The 17,371-nt window shown below is 58.6% G+C and carries 15 protein-coding genes; 4 read left to right on the top strand and 11 right to left on the bottom strand.

From position 1 onward, the window contains the following. Positions 1 to 37: 37 nt before the first annotated feature. A complete protein-coding gene (locus H8L67_RS04075; protein WP_220380481.1) occupies positions 38 to 1,282 on the bottom strand; it encodes a formimidoylglutamate deiminase in 1,245 nt (414 codons plus the stop codon). Positions 1,283 to 1,319: 37 nt separating this feature from the next. On the opposite strand from H8L67_RS04075, the gene hutI reads away from it, so the two are divergent. Further along, positions 1,320 to 2,528 (top strand): imidazolonepropionase, encoded by a 1,209-nt coding sequence (gene hutI / locus H8L67_RS04070; RefSeq protein WP_220380480.1) that lies wholly within the window; start codon positions 1,320 to 1,322, stop codon positions 2,526 to 2,528. A 68-nt stretch (positions 2,529 to 2,596) separates the two neighbouring features. Here hutI and H8L67_RS04065 read toward each other — a convergent pair whose 3' ends face one another. The 4 genes from H8L67_RS04065 to gltX form a co-directional block, all read right to left on the bottom strand. Then, the gene (locus H8L67_RS04065) at positions 2,597 to 2,767 is read right to left on the bottom strand and encodes a 30S ribosomal protein THX (protein ID WP_220380479.1); all 171 of its coding nucleotides are present in this window, start codon (positions 2,765 to 2,767) and stop codon (positions 2,597 to 2,599) included. 84 nt (positions 2,768 to 2,851) lie between these two features. Next, complete coding sequence (locus H8L67_RS04060) at positions 2,852 to 3,250, bottom strand: MerC domain-containing protein (RefSeq protein ID WP_220380478.1); 399 nt, start codon at positions 3,248 to 3,250, stop codon at positions 2,852 to 2,854. Between the two features lie 34 nt (positions 3,251 to 3,284). Beyond that, positions 3,285 to 3,776 carry a transcriptional repressor gene (locus H8L67_RS04055; RefSeq protein ID WP_220380477.1) on the bottom strand — a complete coding sequence of 164 codons (492 nt, stop codon included), beginning with the start codon at positions 3,774 to 3,776 and terminating at the stop codon, positions 3,285 to 3,287. Positions 3,777 to 3,807: 31 nt separating this feature from the next. Continuing rightward, positions 3,808 to 5,208 (bottom strand): glutamate--tRNA ligase, encoded by a 1,401-nt coding sequence (gene gltX, locus H8L67_RS04050; RefSeq protein ID WP_220380476.1) that lies wholly within the window; start codon positions 5,206 to 5,208, stop codon positions 3,808 to 3,810. A 77-nt stretch (positions 5,209 to 5,285) separates the two neighbouring features. Between gltX and H8L67_RS04045 the strand changes: the two genes are divergently transcribed. Next, positions 5,286 to 6,014, top strand: coding sequence for a UDP-2,3-diacylglucosamine diphosphatase (locus tag H8L67_RS04045; protein ID WP_220380475.1), 729 nt, complete (start codon positions 5,286 to 5,288; stop codon positions 6,012 to 6,014). 23 nt (positions 6,015 to 6,037) lie between these two features. On the opposite strand, the gene H8L67_RS04040 is transcribed toward H8L67_RS04045, so the two are convergent. The 6 genes from H8L67_RS04040 to H8L67_RS04015 are packed head-to-tail and all read right to left on the bottom strand — an operon-like array spanning position 6,038 to position 14,995. After that, entirely contained in the window at positions 6,038 to 6,868 is an 831-nt protein-coding gene (locus tag H8L67_RS04040) for a ferritin-like domain-containing protein (RefSeq protein WP_220380474.1), read from the bottom strand. 5 nt (positions 6,869 to 6,873) lie between these two features. Next, entirely contained in the window at positions 6,874 to 8,340 is a 1,467-nt protein-coding gene (purF, locus tag H8L67_RS04035; protein WP_220380473.1) for an amidophosphoribosyltransferase, read from the bottom strand. 12 nt (positions 8,341 to 8,352) lie between these two features. Next, positions 8,353 to 9,345, bottom strand: a complete 993-nt coding sequence (locus H8L67_RS04030; RefSeq protein WP_220380472.1) for an SPOR domain-containing protein — start codon at positions 9,343 to 9,345, stop codon at positions 8,353 to 8,355. Between the two features lie 32 nt (positions 9,346 to 9,377). Further along, positions 9,378 to 10,664, bottom strand: coding sequence for a bifunctional tetrahydrofolate synthase/dihydrofolate synthase (folC, locus tag H8L67_RS04025; protein ID WP_220380471.1), 1,287 nt, complete (start codon positions 10,662 to 10,664; stop codon positions 9,378 to 9,380). Next, positions 10,661 to 12,820 (bottom strand): S46 family peptidase, encoded by a 2,160-nt coding sequence (locus tag H8L67_RS04020; protein ID WP_220380470.1) that lies wholly within the window; start codon positions 12,818 to 12,820, stop codon positions 10,661 to 10,663. The genes folC and H8L67_RS04020 overlap by 4 nt, the downstream gene beginning before the upstream one ends. Positions 12,821 to 12,832: 12 nt before the next feature. Then, on the bottom strand, positions 12,833 to 14,995 hold the full coding sequence (locus H8L67_RS04015) for a S46 family peptidase (protein ID WP_434063417.1): 2,163 nt from the start codon (positions 14,993 to 14,995) through the stop codon (positions 12,833 to 12,835). A gap of 109 nt (positions 14,996 to 15,104) precedes the next feature. Between H8L67_RS04015 and tdh the strand changes: the two genes are divergently transcribed. Both tdh and kbl read left to right on the top strand, forming a co-directional pair. Further along, the gene (gene tdh, locus H8L67_RS04010; RefSeq protein ID WP_220380469.1) at positions 15,105 to 16,139 is read left to right on the top strand and encodes an L-threonine 3-dehydrogenase; all 1,035 of its coding nucleotides are present in this window, start codon (positions 15,105 to 15,107) and stop codon (positions 16,137 to 16,139) included. A gap of 26 nt (positions 16,140 to 16,165) precedes the next feature. Then, a complete protein-coding gene (gene kbl, locus H8L67_RS04005; RefSeq protein ID WP_255556032.1) occupies positions 16,166 to 17,356 on the top strand; it encodes a glycine C-acetyltransferase in 1,191 nt (396 codons plus the stop codon). Positions 17,357 to 17,371 lie beyond the last annotated feature (15 nt).

The raw sequence follows: 17,371 nt of genomic DNA, 5'->3' as shown, positions 1-17,371 counted from the left end.
CGATTGCGCCACGGCGGGTGAACCGCGGTCATCGGGTTCAGGCAAGCAGGGTCTTGATGGCCTGGTTGTAGCCGGCGGCGACGCTGTCGTGGTTTCGGTGACGCCCCGATTCCACCCAGCGGACGCCATCCACCACGACCTCCCGGACGCAGGGCACATTGCCGGAGAAGATCCATCGATCAACCACGTTCTCTTCCGTGGCACCCACCAAGGTCGGCAGATCGCCCGACAAAATCACTTCCGCACGATTCTCCGGGAATCCGGTGGAGGCCGCCGCACTGGCATAGGTTGCCCCCAACAGATTGAGACCGGTGCTCGGAGCGCCCGCCTGGCTCGCGACATTGCGACGGTGCGTGATCAAGCGTTGGCCGTATTCGAGCCAACGCAGTTCTTCCACAGGTGACACGGAGATATGCGAGTCCGAACCCACGCCCCAGGCGCCGCCCGCCGAGACGTAGGCGCCGAATGGAAAGAGTCCGTCACCCAAATTGCCTTCGGTGGTGGTGCAGATGGCAACCGTGGCGCCCGAACGGGCCACACCTTGGATTTCCGAGTCGTCCAAATGCGTGGCATGAACGAGCGTCCAGCGAGGGTTGACCTCCGCATGATCCAACAACCATGCAACGGGACGGGCACCGCGCAGCGCCACGCACTCTTCCACCTCTGGCAACTGTTCCGAGATATGGATGTGGATCGGGGCGTTGTCAGGAAGCGCCGCCACCACTTCGCGCATCGCCGCTTCGGGCACCGCGCGCAAACTGTGCAACGCGCAACCGATTCGCACATTGTCGGTTTCGTGCACGCGCAAATTCTGCAGCAACTTCAAATAGGCATCCACGCTGTGTCCGAAACGTGCTTGCCGCGCGTTCAAGGCGCGCCCATCGAATCCGCCTTGCATGTAAAGCACAGGCAACAGGGTCATGCCGATGCCGGTTTCGCGTGCCGCTTGAATCAAGACGTCGGACATCGCGGACGCGTTGGCGTGCGGTCGACCGTCCGCTTCGTGATGCAAATAATGGAATTCGCACACATGCGTATAGCCCGATTCGAGCATTTCCACATACAACTGGCTGGCAACGGCATGCAACAGCTCAGGCGTGAATTTCTGCGCCAATCCGTACATGACTTCACGCCAGGTCCAGAACGAATCCGCCGGATCGGTCTGGTGCTCGGCGAGACCCGCCATCGCGCGTTGAAAGGCATGGGAATGCAAATTGGCAATGCCGGGCAGCGACCAATCGCCGTTGCCGAATGCCTTGACCGGGCTTGGGTATGTCATCATCCGGTCAATTGTGACGTAGCAAGGGGCGGGTTGCAGAATGGATGGCGTGATCTTTGGCGCGACGTTGGTCACCTTCTCGAAAGACGAAGGCTTCGGGCGCATCGAGAACAGTGCGCTGGCTTGGAAAGACGGCCGCATTGCTTACGTCGGCCCACGTGACGGGCTGCCCGACAGTGCACAACACGCTGTGCGTCAGATCGAGTTCAACGGCTTGATTACGCCTGGCCTGATCGACTGCCATACCCATGCGGTCTTCGCAGCCAATCGCGCGCACGAATTCGAACTGCGCTTGAAAGGCGCAAGCTATGAAGAAGTCGCGCAAGCGGGTGGTGGCATCGTCTCGTCGGTGAAAGCGCTACACGCGGCGTCCTATGAAGAACTGCTCGAGCAATCCCTGCCGCGCGTTTACGACTTGATTGCCGATGGCGTGACCACACTCGAAATCAAATCCGGCTACGGATTGGATCTTGAGAACGAACGAAAAATGCTGCGCTGTGCGCGCGCCATCGCCAAGCGAACCGGCGCAACGGTGAAAACGACCTTTCTTGCGGCGCATGCCCTGCCCGAAGCGTTCGCCGGACGGGCCGATGACTACATTGAAGCCGCCATCTCCTGGATGTTGGAGCTGCATGCCGAAGGTCTGATTGATGCGGTGGACGCATTTGTCGAGCGCATCGGCTTCACGCCCGCACAAGGCGAACGCATGTTGTCAGCGGCGCGCACCTTGGGACTTCCGGTGAAACTGCATGCCGACCAACTCAGCGACGGCAACGGCGCCGCTTTGGCGGCCAAGTTCGGTGCCCTATCGGCAGACCACATTGAATACACCTCGGAGAGCGGTGTATTGGCCATGAAAGAGGCCGGCACCGTTGCCGTGCTTTTGCCTGGGGCATTTCATGTCCTGCGCGAAACACAACTGCCGCCCATCGATCTGTTGCGCAAACACAAAGTGCCGATGGCAATCGCTACTGACCTGAATCCGGGCACCTCGCCGCTGCGTTCAATGCGGCAAGCCATGCAACTGGCTTGCACGCATTTCAACATGACGCCCGAAGAAGTCTTGCGCGGTGCCACGGTCAACGCCGCGCGCGCCTTGGGTCTGGAGGATCGCGGTCGTTTAGTGGAAGGGCTGCGTGCCGATTTCAGTTGCTGGCGCGCCCATCACCCGGCGGAACTGGCCTATTGGTTGGGTGGTCGTTTGTGCGCCGCGACCTTCAAGGCCGGCGTTCGCTTGGAAATCGAATAAGTCCGACGTCCGGACGCAAAAACGCCCTGCATGGCAGGGCGTTTTATTACAGCGGTGAAGCGCTGGAATTACTTGGCAGCGGCTTTCTTAGCGACCACTTTCTTGGTGGCCTTTGCAGCGGACTTCACAACGGGAGCTGCTGCGTCACCGGTGGCCTTCAAGATGCCGCGGCCGCGTGCATTGCCGTAGCTCGAGTTGTAACGCTTGCCTTTGGTGGTACGACGGTCGCCCTTGCCCATGTGAATCCTGCTCCAAATCTAATAAGTTCGTGCCACGGCCGAGGCGGCCATTGGCGTGTGAAAGACCTGCAATTCTAACAAATTTCAGTGACTGCAGCTCGCGTCGTGCACGTGGCCGTGGTTCAGCTTCAGATTGATCAGGTGCGCTGCCGCAACCAAGGTGCCGCCCATTGCCATGACGGCGGCATGGCGAACGACGTTTTCATGCAGGTAAGGCAGGAGCAAAGTGAGCCAAATCAAGGCAAGGCCCGGCAGCATGAAACTCAATGCCCGCGTTGCCCGGTGTCGGCGCCAGCCTAGGTAAACGCTCCCCAAGCCCAAAATCGTGACAAAGGTAGCGATCGAAAACTCTAGTCGCGGATCAAACCAGCTGAGGCCGAGCGTCGGCAGCAGTGCGATCAACACCGGTCCGATGGCGCAGTGAACTGCACACAGTAAGGAGCCGGTTGCGCCGATCCGATCGAGCCACGAGTCGTTTTGCATTTTGTAATGATATAACAAAAACGACGACTGCGCGCTAACGCTGGTCCCCACTGCACGATGCACAAATCCCATGGACTTCCAGCGTCTGGGTTTGCGGGCTGAATCCCAGCGCCCTCGCCTGCCTATCCAAGTTTTCGACCACGGCCTGATCCTCCAGCTCGACGGCCTGGTGGCAGCGCGTACAAATCAAAAATGGCACCGAATGCTTGTCCGCGTTCGGGTGATGGCAGGCCACGAAGGCGTTGACGGATTCCAATTTGTGGATGAATCCATTCGCCAAGAGAAAGTCGAGGGCCCGGTAGACCGTCGGCGGCGCCGCCGCCCCGGGGCCGTCGCCCTCACGAACACGCTCGAGCAAGTCGTAGGCCTTGATCGGTTGCGCGACCTCGGCAATCAAGCCGAGCACATGCGCCCGAATCGGCGTCAGTCTGAGTCCGCGCGCCGCGCAGGCCCGTTCGACGGCGGCGACAAAATCGCCGGCGCCGTGGACATGCTCTTTCGGATGGGTGCAGTGCGCGGGTTTCATCCTTCCATAGTGGTGGCGAATGCCCCCGGCTTCAAGCCGGAATCATTCCCACGGCGGCCTCGATGCGCGCCAAGGCACGTTCACGCCCAGTCAAATAGATGGTGTGAGAGATGTCGGGGCTCACTGTGTTGCCGACCAAGGCAACGCGAAGTGCGGGCGCAACCTTGCCCATGCCCAGCCCCAATTGTTCGAGCACGTCGTGGAATGCAGCGGAGATCGCTTCCACGTTCCAAGTCTCCAAGCGCTCCAGCGCCGAGTGAACCGCCGTCAGCGGCGCGCGTGCGGCTTCCGTGAGTTGCTTGGCCACTGCCGCGTCGTCATAGCTGACTTGCGGCTGATACCACGGCGCCGCTTTTTCAGCCATTTCTCTCAAAGTCTGTGCGCGATCGCGGAGAGCGACGACCACATCGGCAGGTGCGGGACCTTCGCCGAGGTCATAGCCTTGATGCAGCAAATGCCACTGCAAATGCTTGGCCACTTCTTCCGGCGCGTCGGTCTTCAGATAGTGCTGGTTCAACCAACCCAGCTTGGCCATGTCCAGACGCGACGCTTTCGCATTGACGTCTTTGAGTTCGAACAGGTCGATCATTTCTCGGATCGAGAAAATCTCCTGATCACCATGTGACCAACCCAGACGCGCCAAGTAATTCAAAAGCGCATGCGGCAAATAGCCGGCATCCCGATACTGCATGACATCGGCCGCGCCGGTGCGCTTGGACAACTTCGCGCCGTCGGGATCCAGAATCATCGGCAAGTGGGCAAAACGTGGCGGTTCAACACCCAATGCACGATAGATGTTGATTTGGCGCGGGGTGTTGTTGACGTGGTCGTCGCCGCGCACCACGTCAGTGATGCCCATGTCCATGTCGTCCACCACCACGGCGAAGTTGTAAGTGGGATAGCCATCGGAGCGGAAGATGACAAGATCGTCGAGCTCGGTGTTTTGCCACTCGATCCGGCCTTTGACCAAATCGTCGAACACCACACTGCCATCGGTCGGATTCTTGAAGCGGATGACGCGGTAGGGGTCTTCTTTGAAGCCCGCATTCGCATCACGATACGCGCCGTTGTAACGCGGCTTCTCGTTCATCTCTAATGCGGCATTGCGCATCGCTTCGAGTTCTTCTTTGCTTTCGTAGGCGTAATACGCCGTGCCGTCAGCGACCATGCGTTCTGCAACTTCCTTGTAACGGGGCAGCCGCGCAGTCTGGTAGATCGGACCTTCCTCGTAATTCAAACCGAGCCAATCCATCGCCTGCAAAATCGCATCGATCGCTTCTTGGGTGCTGCGTTCGCGATCGGTGTCTTCAATTCGAAGGACAAACTCACCGCCGGCGTGGCGCGAGGCCAACCAGCAGTAAAGTGCGGTGCGGGCGCCGCCGATGTGGAGGTAGCCGGTAGGACTGGGCGCGAAGCGCGTGCGGACGGTCATGGTCGGAAAGCAATGCGGAAAGGCACTATTTTAGCGTCTCTCGAATGTCTGCTCCGGATGCCCCCTACAATGCGTTCATGACCACTTTTTTCGTTTCCGACACGCATCTGGAAGACGACGCCCTGGACAATACCGCCCGTTTCGAGCATTTCCTTCGAGACGAAGTGCGTGGCGCGTCGGCGTTGTACATCTTGGGGGACTTGTTCGAAGCATGGGTAGGTGACGACGACCCGAGTGAAATCGGGGCGCGCACAGCAGAAGCCATTCGCCAACTCTCGGATAGCGGCACGGCGGTGTACTTCATCCACGGCAATCGGGACTTCCTGTTGGGACGCGACTATGCCGCGCGTTGTGGCATGCAATTGCTGCCCGACCCAAGCGTGGTGATGCTCGATGGCGAACCGCTTTTGATCGGACATGGCGATTTGCTCTGCACAGATGATCTTGCCTACCAGCAGTTCAGGGCGATGACGCGCAACCCGACATGGCAAGCGCAATTTCTGTCGCAGCCGCTCGCCGCCCGGTTGGCCTTTGCCGAACAGGCGCGCGCCGCCAGCAAAGCGCGCTACGGCGAACTGAAAGCCCAAGGAACGCAAGAACAAATTGGCGACGTCTCATCAGAAACGGTACGCGAGACGTTTGCCCGTTTCGGCGTGAAGCGGATGGTTCACGGTCATACCCACCGACCGGCTGTCCATGACAACGAAGGCGGCGAACGCATTGTGCTGGGCGACTGGTACGGCGTGGGGACGATTGCGCGTGCGGATGCCGGGCAAATCACATTGATTCATCCCAAGGGCACCTAGCCCGCCATTGCTGCGTTGATCCCCTAAAGTGAGGCGATTCGTTCTACCAGAAACAGATCTTCCAACTCTTCAAGATCAAAGCCCGCAGCCAATCTAGCCTCACGGTTGTAGGGGCCGTGCAGCACGGATTTTGCATAGGCTTCGAGCAAATGCTTGAACGTTTCCCTAGGCTCGACGACCTCCCGTGCGCACAGCCAACGGAACCAACGCGAACCGCAGGCAACGTGCGAGACCTCTTCAGCGAGAATAATTTCGAGAATAGCTACGGTCTCGCGGTCGCCCAAACTCTTGAGTCGCTCGATCATGCTCGGCGTGACATCCAAACCTCGCGCTTCCAACACACGCGGCACAAGCGCCATGCGTGCCAAGCCCGAATGGGCTGTTTTTTCCGCCATTTCCCACAAACCGTTATGGGCAGGAAAGTCACCATAGTCATAGCCGAGGGACTTCAGCCGCGCACGCAATAAGGTGAAATGACGCGCCTCGTCGTCCGCCACTTTGATCCAATCGCGGTAATAGTCTTCCGGCATGTCGCGAAAGCGATAGACCGCATCCCAAGCCAGATCGATTGCGTTGAATTCGATGTGAGCCACAGCGTGAATGAAAGACGCCAGCCCCTCGGTACTCCCAAAGCCGCGTTTGCGCAGCAAGCGTGGTTCGACCAACTCGGGTTTGGTCGGGCGTCCGGGCATCCGAATCGGCAATGGCGTGCCCCGCGTAGCAGGAATTGCCAGCGAGCCATCTTGAAACGCCGCAGCCATTTCCCGCGTCAGGACCGGCTTGGCCTCCACTCTTCCCTCTGCGAGGCAGGCTGCAGCAGCGTCAAACACATTTCCTGACGTCAGTGCGTCCATCACGCTCAGGCGCGACGTTTGGTCTTCGCGTCGTCGGAGCGCTGTGACTGCAATTGTTCGAAGTAACCCTCGCCCACGCCGGTCACGTATTCACCGGAGAAGCAGGAGGTGTCGAACTTCATGCCGGGGTGCTTCGGACCTGCGACTGCGACTTCCATATCTGCCAAATCCTGATAGATCAACCAATCGCAGCCGATGAGTCTTTCCACTTCCGCTTCGCTGCGATCATGCGCAATCAATTCAGTCGGCGTGGGCATATCGATGCCATAGATGTTCGGGTAACGCACCGGCGGCGCCGCAGAGGCCAAATACACTTTTTTCGCGCCGGCATCGCGCGCCATTTGTACGATTTGTTTGCTGGTCGTGCCGCGAACGATCGAGTCATCCACCAAGAGCACCACCCTGCCCTTGAACTCCAAGGGAATCGGGTTCAATTTCCTGCGCACAGACTTGGAGCGCTCTTGCTGCCCCGGCATGATGAAGGTGCGGCCGACGTAGCGATTCTTGATGAATCCTTCCCGATACTTCACACCCAGCACGTTGGCAATTTCCAATGCGGCGTCACGCGAAGTGTCCGGAATCGGAATGACCACGTCGATGTCGTGATCGGGGCGTTCGCGCAGGATTTTTTCACCGAGCGTGACACCCATGCGCATGCGCGCCTTGTGCACGGAGATGTTGTCCATCATCGAATCGGGACGGGCGAAATACACGTATTCGAAAATGCACGGACGCATCAGTCCTTGTGCCGCGCAATGCTGATGCAGCAAGCGCCCGTCATTCGTGATCACCACTGCTTCGCCGGGCTCGATATCCCGCATGCGTTCGAAGCCGAGCACATCGAGCGCCACCGACTCTGATGCCACGGCATATTCAAACTGGCCTTCCAGTTCGCGGCGACCCAACACCAGGGGACGGATCGCATTCGGATCGCGAAACGCGACCAAACCCAAACCCATCACCATGCAAATAACGGCATAGCCGCCTTTGGCGCGCTTGTTCACACCTTCCACGGCACGAAACGCCGCTTCCGGACTCAGTTCTGACTGGATCGCGAGTTCGTGCGCGAACACGTTCAGCAGCACTTCCGAATCCGATTGCGTGTTGACGCTGCGGCGGTCTTGCTCGAAGACCTCTTTGCGCAAGGTCTCGGTGTTGATGAGGTTGCCGTTATGCGCGAGTGCAATGCCATAAGGGGAATTGACGTAAAACGGCTGGGCTTCGTCCGAGCCTTCGCTGCCCGCCGTGGGATACCGGCAATGCGCAATCCCGATGTTGCCGTGCAAGAGCGACATCGAATTCTCGTCGAACACATCACTGACGAGACCGTTGCCTTTCTCCACTCGCATCTGGCGTCCATTGCTCGTGGCAATGCCTGCGGCATCCTGGCCGCGATGCTGCAAGACGGTCAGGCCGTCATACAGACGCGCAGCGACGTCGTGGATACCAACAATGCCAACAATTCCGCACATGCGAACTCCGGATCAGGGTTGCGAACGCACGACGCCTGCGACGCCGAGCTTGGATTGCGCGGAAGCGCGCATGGCGTCCGCGGATTGACGGGTGGTGGTCGGACCCAATTTGACCCGGGTGAGCACACCTTTATCCGTCTTGACGGACTCGGTCGTGGCGCTAAAGCCGGCCGCACGTGCGCGATCACGCAGCTTCTGCGCCTCGTCCGGATTGGCGAACGCACCCAGTTGCACTGCGAATCCGGTGCTCGAGGCCGCCGGTTTTTCCACGGGCTTTGCAACCGGCGGTTTCTCAACCACTGCGGTTTGTGTCTTCGTTTCCGAAGCCGCCGGCTTTGTTACCTGAGGCTTGACCGTTTCGGTCTTGGCCGGTGCAGGTTTCGGAACTTCAGCGACTACGGGTTTTGCTTTTGGCGATTCCGCAACGGCAGCAACCACCGGCGGCGTGGACGCGGCCGGGGCCGAGGCCGGTTTGATCGATTCGGTCGCCACGGCATTCAAGGCGACGACTTCGGTCTTGACGCTCGGATTCACGCGAGCAGCATCAATACGCGCAGCCTCCGCCGCTTCGCGGGACGCATACGGACCGATACGCACGCGAAAGGCGGGTTTGTTCCCCGCATTCACCGCATCGCTGTAGGCACGCAAACCAGATTTTTCCAGCGCGGCGATCACCTTTTGGGCATCACCGGCGGAGCCGTAGTTACCGAAATTGATGGCATAGTCGCCAGCAGCCACCGCGGCCGGAGCGACGTCTTGCGCATCCACTGTGGCGGTGGTGTCGTCAAAGCCGGTTGCGCCGCTGGCAGGCAGTGCGCCCGGCTCACCCAAAGGGAGCTCTTGAATGTTGGACTGCGGCTGCTCTGAGGCTTTCGGAATATCGAGCGGAACATCGCGCACGCCGCTATCCGGTGCAGGTCCTTTCACCAACATGGGCAGGAAAATGACCGCAATGGCAATCAACACGGCGGCGCCCCATAGGCGCTGGGTGGTAGCTCGATCCATGCGTATTCGACCGGTTTCTGGAAGCCCGTGAATTATACGCCCGACCTAGCGCCCTCGCCCTCGCGTTTCGCGAGATGCGTGAACGCTTCCGCAACGGTATGAAACGAACCGAGCACGATAATGCGATCTGCGCTGGAGGACGCAGCGATTGCCGCGTCGAGTGCCTGCGCGACCGTTTCATGTGTCCGGTAGTCGGACGCATCCCGTTTGCCCTTCGCTGCCAGTGATTCAGCGGTTTGACCGCGCGCACCGCCGAGTGCGGCCAAATACCACTGCGCGATTTCGGCATCGAGCGCCTCGAACACCGCTGCCGCGTCTTTGTCAGCCAACATCGCGAGCACTGCACGTGTGCTGCCGGCAATCGGGTTGGCCGCCAGCCACTGCTCAAGCGCCGCAGCGGCTTGGGCATTGTGGGCAACGTCGATATAGAGCGGGATGCCGTCCACCTGACGATATTGCAAACGACCGGCGACATGGGCTGACGCGACGCCCGCTGCATAGGCACTCTCCGGAATGGAAAGTGGTGAAGCCTCCAATGCCGCGACAGCCATCGCCGCATTGCGTAACTGAACCGGCGCCGTGAGACGCGGCATCGGCAATTCGCGCTCCCCGCCCAGGGTTCGCCATAGCCATGTCGACGCGGTGTTCCGTCCGAAGAAGAAATCGCAGTTGATGCGAATCGCCGGGGCACCCAAGGTGTAAGCACGGCGCAACACACTGGACGGCGGATCATCATCACCGATCACGACCGGCTTACCCGCGCGCGCGATGCCGATCTTCTCAGCGCCGATGGCCTCGCGATCCGTGCCGAGCCAGTCGGTGTGATCGATATCCACCGTCGTCACGATGGCGACATCGGCATCGACCAGGTTCACCGCGTCCAAGCGCCCACCCAAGCCGACTTCCAAAACGGCAAGATCCAATGTCGCGTCTTCAAACACGCACAGCGCCGCCAGCGTGGTGAACTCAAAGTACGTCAGCGCCGTGTCTTGACGTGCTGCATCAATTCGTTCGAATGCCCGGACCAAGGTCGCATCGTCAACATCTTGGCCATCGATGCGAATACGTTCGTTGAACGCAAGAATATGCGGCGACGTGTAAGCACCGACGCGCAATCCGGCTGCACGCGCAATGGACTCGACAAATGCAACCGTCGAGCCCTTGCCATTCGTACCTGCAACAGAGATCACACACGAGGCAGGCTTGCCCAAACCTAGCAAGCCTGCCACGTGTTTCACACGATCCAAACCGAGTTCGATGGACGCGGGATGCATGGCTTCGATTTTGCGAAGCCATGCATTCAGTGCGGTCTCGCTCAAGGCTTCGCGACGCCCATTTCTTGCAACAGACGCGGCGCCGGATAGACCTCTTGCATGATCCAACGCATGTAACGCTGATCCACCGAAATCATCCGCGTCATGACGGGGTCGAACACCCAATTGGACGCCACCGATTCCCAATTGCCGTCAAAGGCGAGACCGACCAACTTGCCATTGGCATCCAAGACCGGTGAACCCGAGTTGCCACCCGTGATGTCCAGATCGGACAGGAAATTGACCGGTACGGTTCCGAGCTTCTTGTCTTCCAATCCGCCGTATTTTTTCGCTGCAATGGCGGCGAGCAATTCCGGCGGTGCATTGAACGGCTCTTCTTTCGTCGCTTTCGCGGCGACTTCCTCAAGCTTGGTGAACGGCGTCTGCACCTTGCCGTCCAGCTTGGTGTACCCGCGCACTTTGCCGAAGGTCAGGCGAAGCGTTGAGTTGGCATCCGGATAGACACCCTGCTTCTTCGAACGTTTGTAGTCAGCCACTGCTTGCAGATACAGCGGTCGATTGACCATCATTTCTCCCGCTCGATCCTTGCGTTCGTCTTCCACTTTGAGCATGGTCGGCATCAACGCCACGGCATAGCGAATGGCAGGATCCTTGCTGGATTCGAAGGCCTTGCGATCGGCCTTCAACCACTTCAGGCGCGCAGATTCCTTGCCCAGTTCGCTCTTGTGCATGTTCTTGATCGCCGTATCCACATTTTTCGCTTCGGCGCCGCCCATCCAAGCGTCCAGCGGAGCAATGCGTTGCGATGCATCCAACTTGACGTACTTGTTCAACCAATAGCGCTGGATGTCGCTATCCATGCCGGCTTCATAGCGCCGATCCATTTGTTTCAGCGCACCTTCAATCGCCGGGTAATCACGATCCTGGTAGCCCTTTTCACGTTCCGCATTGGGTTTCTCGCGTTCGATCGACGCGCGGTACAACTGCATCGCGACCGATCCCAATGCGCCACCCAGGTTGTTCATCACCAAATCGCGCTCGCGCGTTTTTCGGCCTTCCGCGTTGAGGGCGATCACCCGATCATGCGCATCCAGCGCCGCTTGGCCGGACTTGCCGTTCTTTTTCAACCACGCGATCACGGCGGCTTCTTCCGCTTGCTTCGTGGCCAACGCGTTGGTGCGTTTGAAACCGGCCAGCTGACCTTCGAAGTTCTTCATCGTATTTTCCCAACCCCGAACGGTGTTGGCATATTTGACTTGAACGTCCGGATTTTTCTTGCCGGCAGACAGCACGAGATTGGTCAAATCCTTGTAGTTTTGAACCACATTCGGATAGACCCAATCTTGCGTGCTCTGGAATTCATCGACCAAGGCATAGCGGTTGGTGGAGCCCGGGTAGCCGGCCACCATCACGAAGTCACCTGCCGCAAGCGGCTTGTCGGCAAACTTCAACCAATGCTTGGGTTTGTACGGCACGTTGTCTTTGCTGTAGGCGGCAGGCTTGCCGTCACGACCCACATAGGCACGGATGAACGAGAAATCGCCGGTATGGCGCGGCCACATCCAGTTGTCGATTTCACCGCCGTAATTGCCGATCGAACCCGGGGGCGCGTAAACCAAGCGCACGTCCTTGATTTCAATGGCACGGAACAGACGATAGGTATTGCCACCGAAAAAGCTCGAGACGCTGCAGCGATAGCCGCCGGGCGCTTCGCATTTCGAAACGATATCTTTTTCCAGCTTTTCGACAGCACGCGTGCGATCTGCAGGTGCCGAGGCGGAAGCAATAGCCGACTTGAATTGCGCGGTCACGTCATCGATTTGTTCCAGCACATAGATGCGGCTGCTCGGACCTGCCGACAACTCATCGCCCATCTTGGCGGCATTGAAACCCTTGGCAATCAGGTTGTTCTGAGCGGTGGAGTTCAATTGGATCGCACCGTAAGCGCAGTGATGGTTGGTCGCCACAAGGCCATCCGGCGACACGAAGCTTGCCGTGCAACCCCCCAACGAAACGATCGCGCCCAAAGGATCGCCGGTGAGGTTTGCCATCTGCTTCGGATCAAGTTTCAATCCGGCTTTCTTCAACTGAGCGGAGATCTCCGGCAGTTGTTGTGGCACCCACATCCCCTCACCCGCGACGGCCGCGGAGGTGGTCGTGATGGCCATCGCCAATGCTGTCCATTTCAATGTGTTCTTCATCTTCCTTCCTCTTTATTCGGCCGGGACATTCAATTCTTTCAACAACCAAGGCGCCGGATAGACCTTGGCCATCAACCAACGCATGTAACGCAAATCGACGTGGATGGCGCGCTTGTAACGCGGGTCGTACATCCAGCTGGCACTCACGGCTTCCCAGTTGCTGTCGAAGTTGAGGCCGATCAGTTTTCCATCTGCGTCCATGACCGGTGAACCCGAGTTACCCCCCGTCGTGTCGAGATTGGTCATGAAATTCACGCTTTGCGATTTCAAGACCGGATCTTTAGTGCTGCCGAAATCCCCTTTGGCGATGGCTTTGCGCAGTGCTTCCGGCGCATCGAAGGGGAACTTCCCGGTGTGCTTTTCAGTGATACCGGCTACCGTGGTCACGGGCGTGTATTCCATGCCGTCTTTGACGTGCATACCGGTGACTTTGCCGAAGCTGACCCGAAGCGTGCTGTTGGCATCCGGATACATGGCGCGGCCCTGGCTTTGGCGGAAGCCGGCCAGCGTGCGCATGTAGGCAGGACGCAAGCGAAGCAATTCACCGTCACGTTCCTTGGCTTTTTGCTCACCCGCAAGAATCGCACGCATCAATTTGGCTGCGGCCACCATGACCGGATCGGTCGAGCCGGCCACTTCGGCGGAATCGGCCTTCATCAAACGCAGGCGTTCCGACTCTTCGCCCAAGCGCGTGGTGGCATAGAGGCTGTCGAGTGTTTTGCGCGCGCCTGCCATGTCTTTTCCAAACACGGCGTCAATCTCTTGAATGCGCTGATTTGCCGGCAATCCGTAATAGCGTGCCAACAAATCAGCCAGGATCGCCTTCTCAACCGCCGGATCATAACGGCGCTGGACCTGTTTCAAATTGCCTTCAATCAAGGATTCGTCACGTTGCTGGTAGCCGCTTTCACGTTCCGCGTCCGGTTTCTTTTTCTCGATCGCAAAGCGTTGCAACTGAATCGCCGCACGCAGCACTTGCGTTTGAGAACGCATCAACATGAACAATTGATCGGCGTCACGTGTGGCACGCCCATCGGCCAGCAACTTCTCGACGGCATCCATGTCGCGAAGGGCCGCCTGCGCATTCGGTTGTTTTTTCAGCCATACCAACATGGCTTGTTCGTCTTCTTTGCGAACCGTATCGGCATTGCTGCGCGTCATGCCTTCCAGCTCACCTTGCGCACGCTTCAGCGTGTTTTTCGCACTTTGGACTTGCGCGGCATATTTCACCGCCGCTTCGGTTCCCGCCGGCGCGGCAGCCGCAATGTCTTTCAGGATGCTGCCGTAGAGCTCGACACGTGTCGGCAATTGCCAACGCATTTGGTCGGCAAACTCACCCGCCGTGCGATTGCGATAGGTGGTTCCGGGGTAGCCCGCCAACATGGCGTAGTCGCCGTCCTTGATCGGCGTGGTGCTGATTTGCAAGAACGCAGGCGGCGTGTACGGCACATTGTCCTTGCTATACGGCGCCGGTCGACCGTCCTTGCCCACATACGCACGCAACACGGTGAAGTCACCGCTATGGCGCGGCCACATGAAGTTGTCGATTTCATCGCCGTAATTGCCGATCGCTTCCGGCGGCGCATAGACCAGACGGATATCTTTCAACTCCAATTGCTTGATCAGATAAAAATCGCTGCCGTAGTGCATGTTGACGACACTGCAGCGGTATCCGGGATCTTGCTCGCAGGCCTTGACTTCGGCTTTGCCGGCCAAATCAATCGCTTCGTAATAGGCACGGCCGGTCTTGCCTGCGGCGGCCTTCAAAATGCGATCGGTGATCCGATCGAAACCGGTGGTGACCAGTACGCGGTAATCCGGATTTGCCGGCAATTCGGCTTCACGGTTTTCAGCCACAAAGCCGTTTTTGATCAAATCGCGCTCTTTCGAGCTGTTGTATTGGATGACGCCGAAGGCCACGTGATGATTGGTCAACACCAGTCCGTCTTTGGAAACGAAGGCACCCGTCGCGCCGCCCACTTTCGCCACTGCCGACAGCGGCGGCTTGGTAACATCCGCCAGCGCATTGACGTCACCTTTGTAACCTGCGGCCTTGATTTGCGCTTGAATTCCCGGCAATTGCGAAGGCAACCACATGCCCTCGTCCGACCATGCCGCCGGAGCGACCACCATGCCGGCGACAACGCCCGCCAGGATTTTCTTGCGCATATTCACATTTCCTTTCGAGTGACCTCCCATTACAGCATGTGCGTCGCGTTTTTTCTCGGGTACGCGTCATGCTCCGGCGCTAAAATGGTGCATTGAAATCCATTCGGAGCCGTGCATGACGCAGATGATGAAAGCCTTGGTCAAAAAGGAAGTCGGCAAGGGCATTTGGATGGATCAGGTCCCGGTTCCGGCCCCGGGCGCGAATGAAGTGCTGATCAAGCTTGAGAAAACCGCGATTTGCGGCACCGATCTGCATATCTACCTGTGGGATGAGTGGAGTCAACGCACCATCAAACCCGGCCTCGTAATCGGCCACGAATTTGTCGGCCGGATCGTGGAACTCGGCGCAGGTGTCAGCGGCTACGAAGTGGGTCAACGCGTGAGCGCGGAAGGCCATATCGTCTGCGGCCATTGCCGCAACTGCCGGGCCGGCCGCCAGCATCTGTGCCCCAACACCGTCGGGATTGGTGTGAACCGCAACGGCGCTTTTGCCGAATACATCGTCATGCCCGCGACCAACCTTTGGCCGATTCCCGACCAGATTCCCAGCGAACTCGCTGCGTTCTTCGATCCCTATGGCAATGCCGCCCACTGTGCATTGGAATTCGATGTCGTCGGTGAAGACGTGCTCATCACCGGCGCCGGCCCGATCGGCATCATTGCGGCGGGCATTTGCAAACATATCGGCGCGCGCAATGTCGTCGTCACCGATGTGAACGACTACCGCTTGAAGCTCGCGGCCGACATGGGCGCGACGCGCGTGGTCAACGTCGCCAACACGTCGCTGAAAGATGTGATGGCCGACCTGCACATGGAAGGGTTTGACGTGGGCCTTGAAATGAGCGGCAACCCCCGCGCTTTCGGCGACATGTTGGATTGCATGTATCACGGCGGGAAAATCGCCATGTTGGGCATCATGCCGAATGGCGCCGGCATTGATTGGGACAAGGTGATTTTCAAGGGACTGACCTTGCACGGCATCTACGGCCGCAAGATGTATGAAACCTGGTACAAGATGACCCAACTCGTGCTCTCGGGCTTCCCGCTTGGAAAAGTGTTGACCCACCAGTTGTCCATTGACGAATTCCAGAAAGGCTTTGAGCTCATGGAAGGCGGCAAATCGGGCAAAGTCGTTTTGAGTTGGAACTGATCGGGCGCACCCCAAAAGGAATGGCAATGTCGTTGACCGAACGCTACAAGCACACCCTCGAAGAAATTCGCGACGCGGGGTTGTTCAAATCAGAACGCGTGATTGCGAGTCCCCAGTCCGCTGAAATCGAACTGGAAGACGGCCGCAAAGTTTTGAATTTCTGCGCCAACAACTATCTGGGTTTGGCAGATCATCCCGACATCATTCAAGTCGCGAAGGATGCGCTGGACAGCCACGGCTTCGGCATGGCCTCCGTGCGTTTTATCTGTGGCACGCAAGATTTGCATAAGGCGCTCGAAGCCAAGATCGCCTCGTTCTTCGGCACCGAGGACACCATTCTGTATGCCGCATGTTTTGATGCCAACGGCGGACTGTTTGAGCCGCTGCTGGATGAAAACGATGCGATTATCTCGGATGCCTTGAATCACGCCTCGATCATCGACGGTGTCCGCTTGTGCAAGGCCAAGCGCTATCGCTATGCCAATTGCGACATGAGCGACTTGGAAACGCAATTGAAGCAAGCCAAGGCCGATGGCGCGCGCAGCATCATGATCACCACCGATGGTGTCTTCTCGATGGACGGATTCATCGCGCCGCTGGACGAAATCACTGCGCTCGCCGAGAAATACGGTGCGTTGGTGCATATCGACGAATGCCACGCGACCGGATTCCTTGGCGCCACCGGTCGCGGCTCAGCAGAAGTCAAAGGTGTCATGGACAAGATCGATATTTTCACCGGCACCTTGGGTAAGGCCATGGGCGGGGCGCTCGGCGGATTCACCACCGGCAAGCGCGAAGTGATCGAATTGTTGCGCCAACGCTCGCGTCCGTATTTGTTCTCCAATTCCCTGCCGCCACATGTTGTTGCCGCCGGCATCAAAGCGTTCGACATGCTGGCATCGGCTGGTGAGTTGCGTGAACAATTGGCCGAAAACACACGCTATTTCCGCGAGCAAATGACGGCCCGCGGTTTCGAAATTCGTCCGGGCGTGCATCCGATCAGCCCGGTCATGCTGCATGATGCCCCCTTGGCACAGAAGTTTGCCGCACGCCTTCTTGAGGAAGGCATTTATGCGATCGGTTTCTTCTTCCCGGTGGTTCCCAAAGGCCAGGCGCGCATCCGCACGCAAATGAGCGCCGCGCATACCCGCGAACATCTGGATCGCGCCATCGATGCATTTACGCGTATCGGCAAGGAATTGGGCGTCATCCGTTAACCGGACGAATCACGC

This window comes from Lysobacter soyae (assembly GCF_019551435.1).
GTDB lineage: Bacteria > Pseudomonadota > Gammaproteobacteria > Xanthomonadales > Xanthomonadaceae > Solilutibacter > Solilutibacter soyae.
The sequence above is the reverse complement of the archived record's forward strand: the minus strand, read 5'-3'. Positions and strand labels throughout refer to the sequence as shown.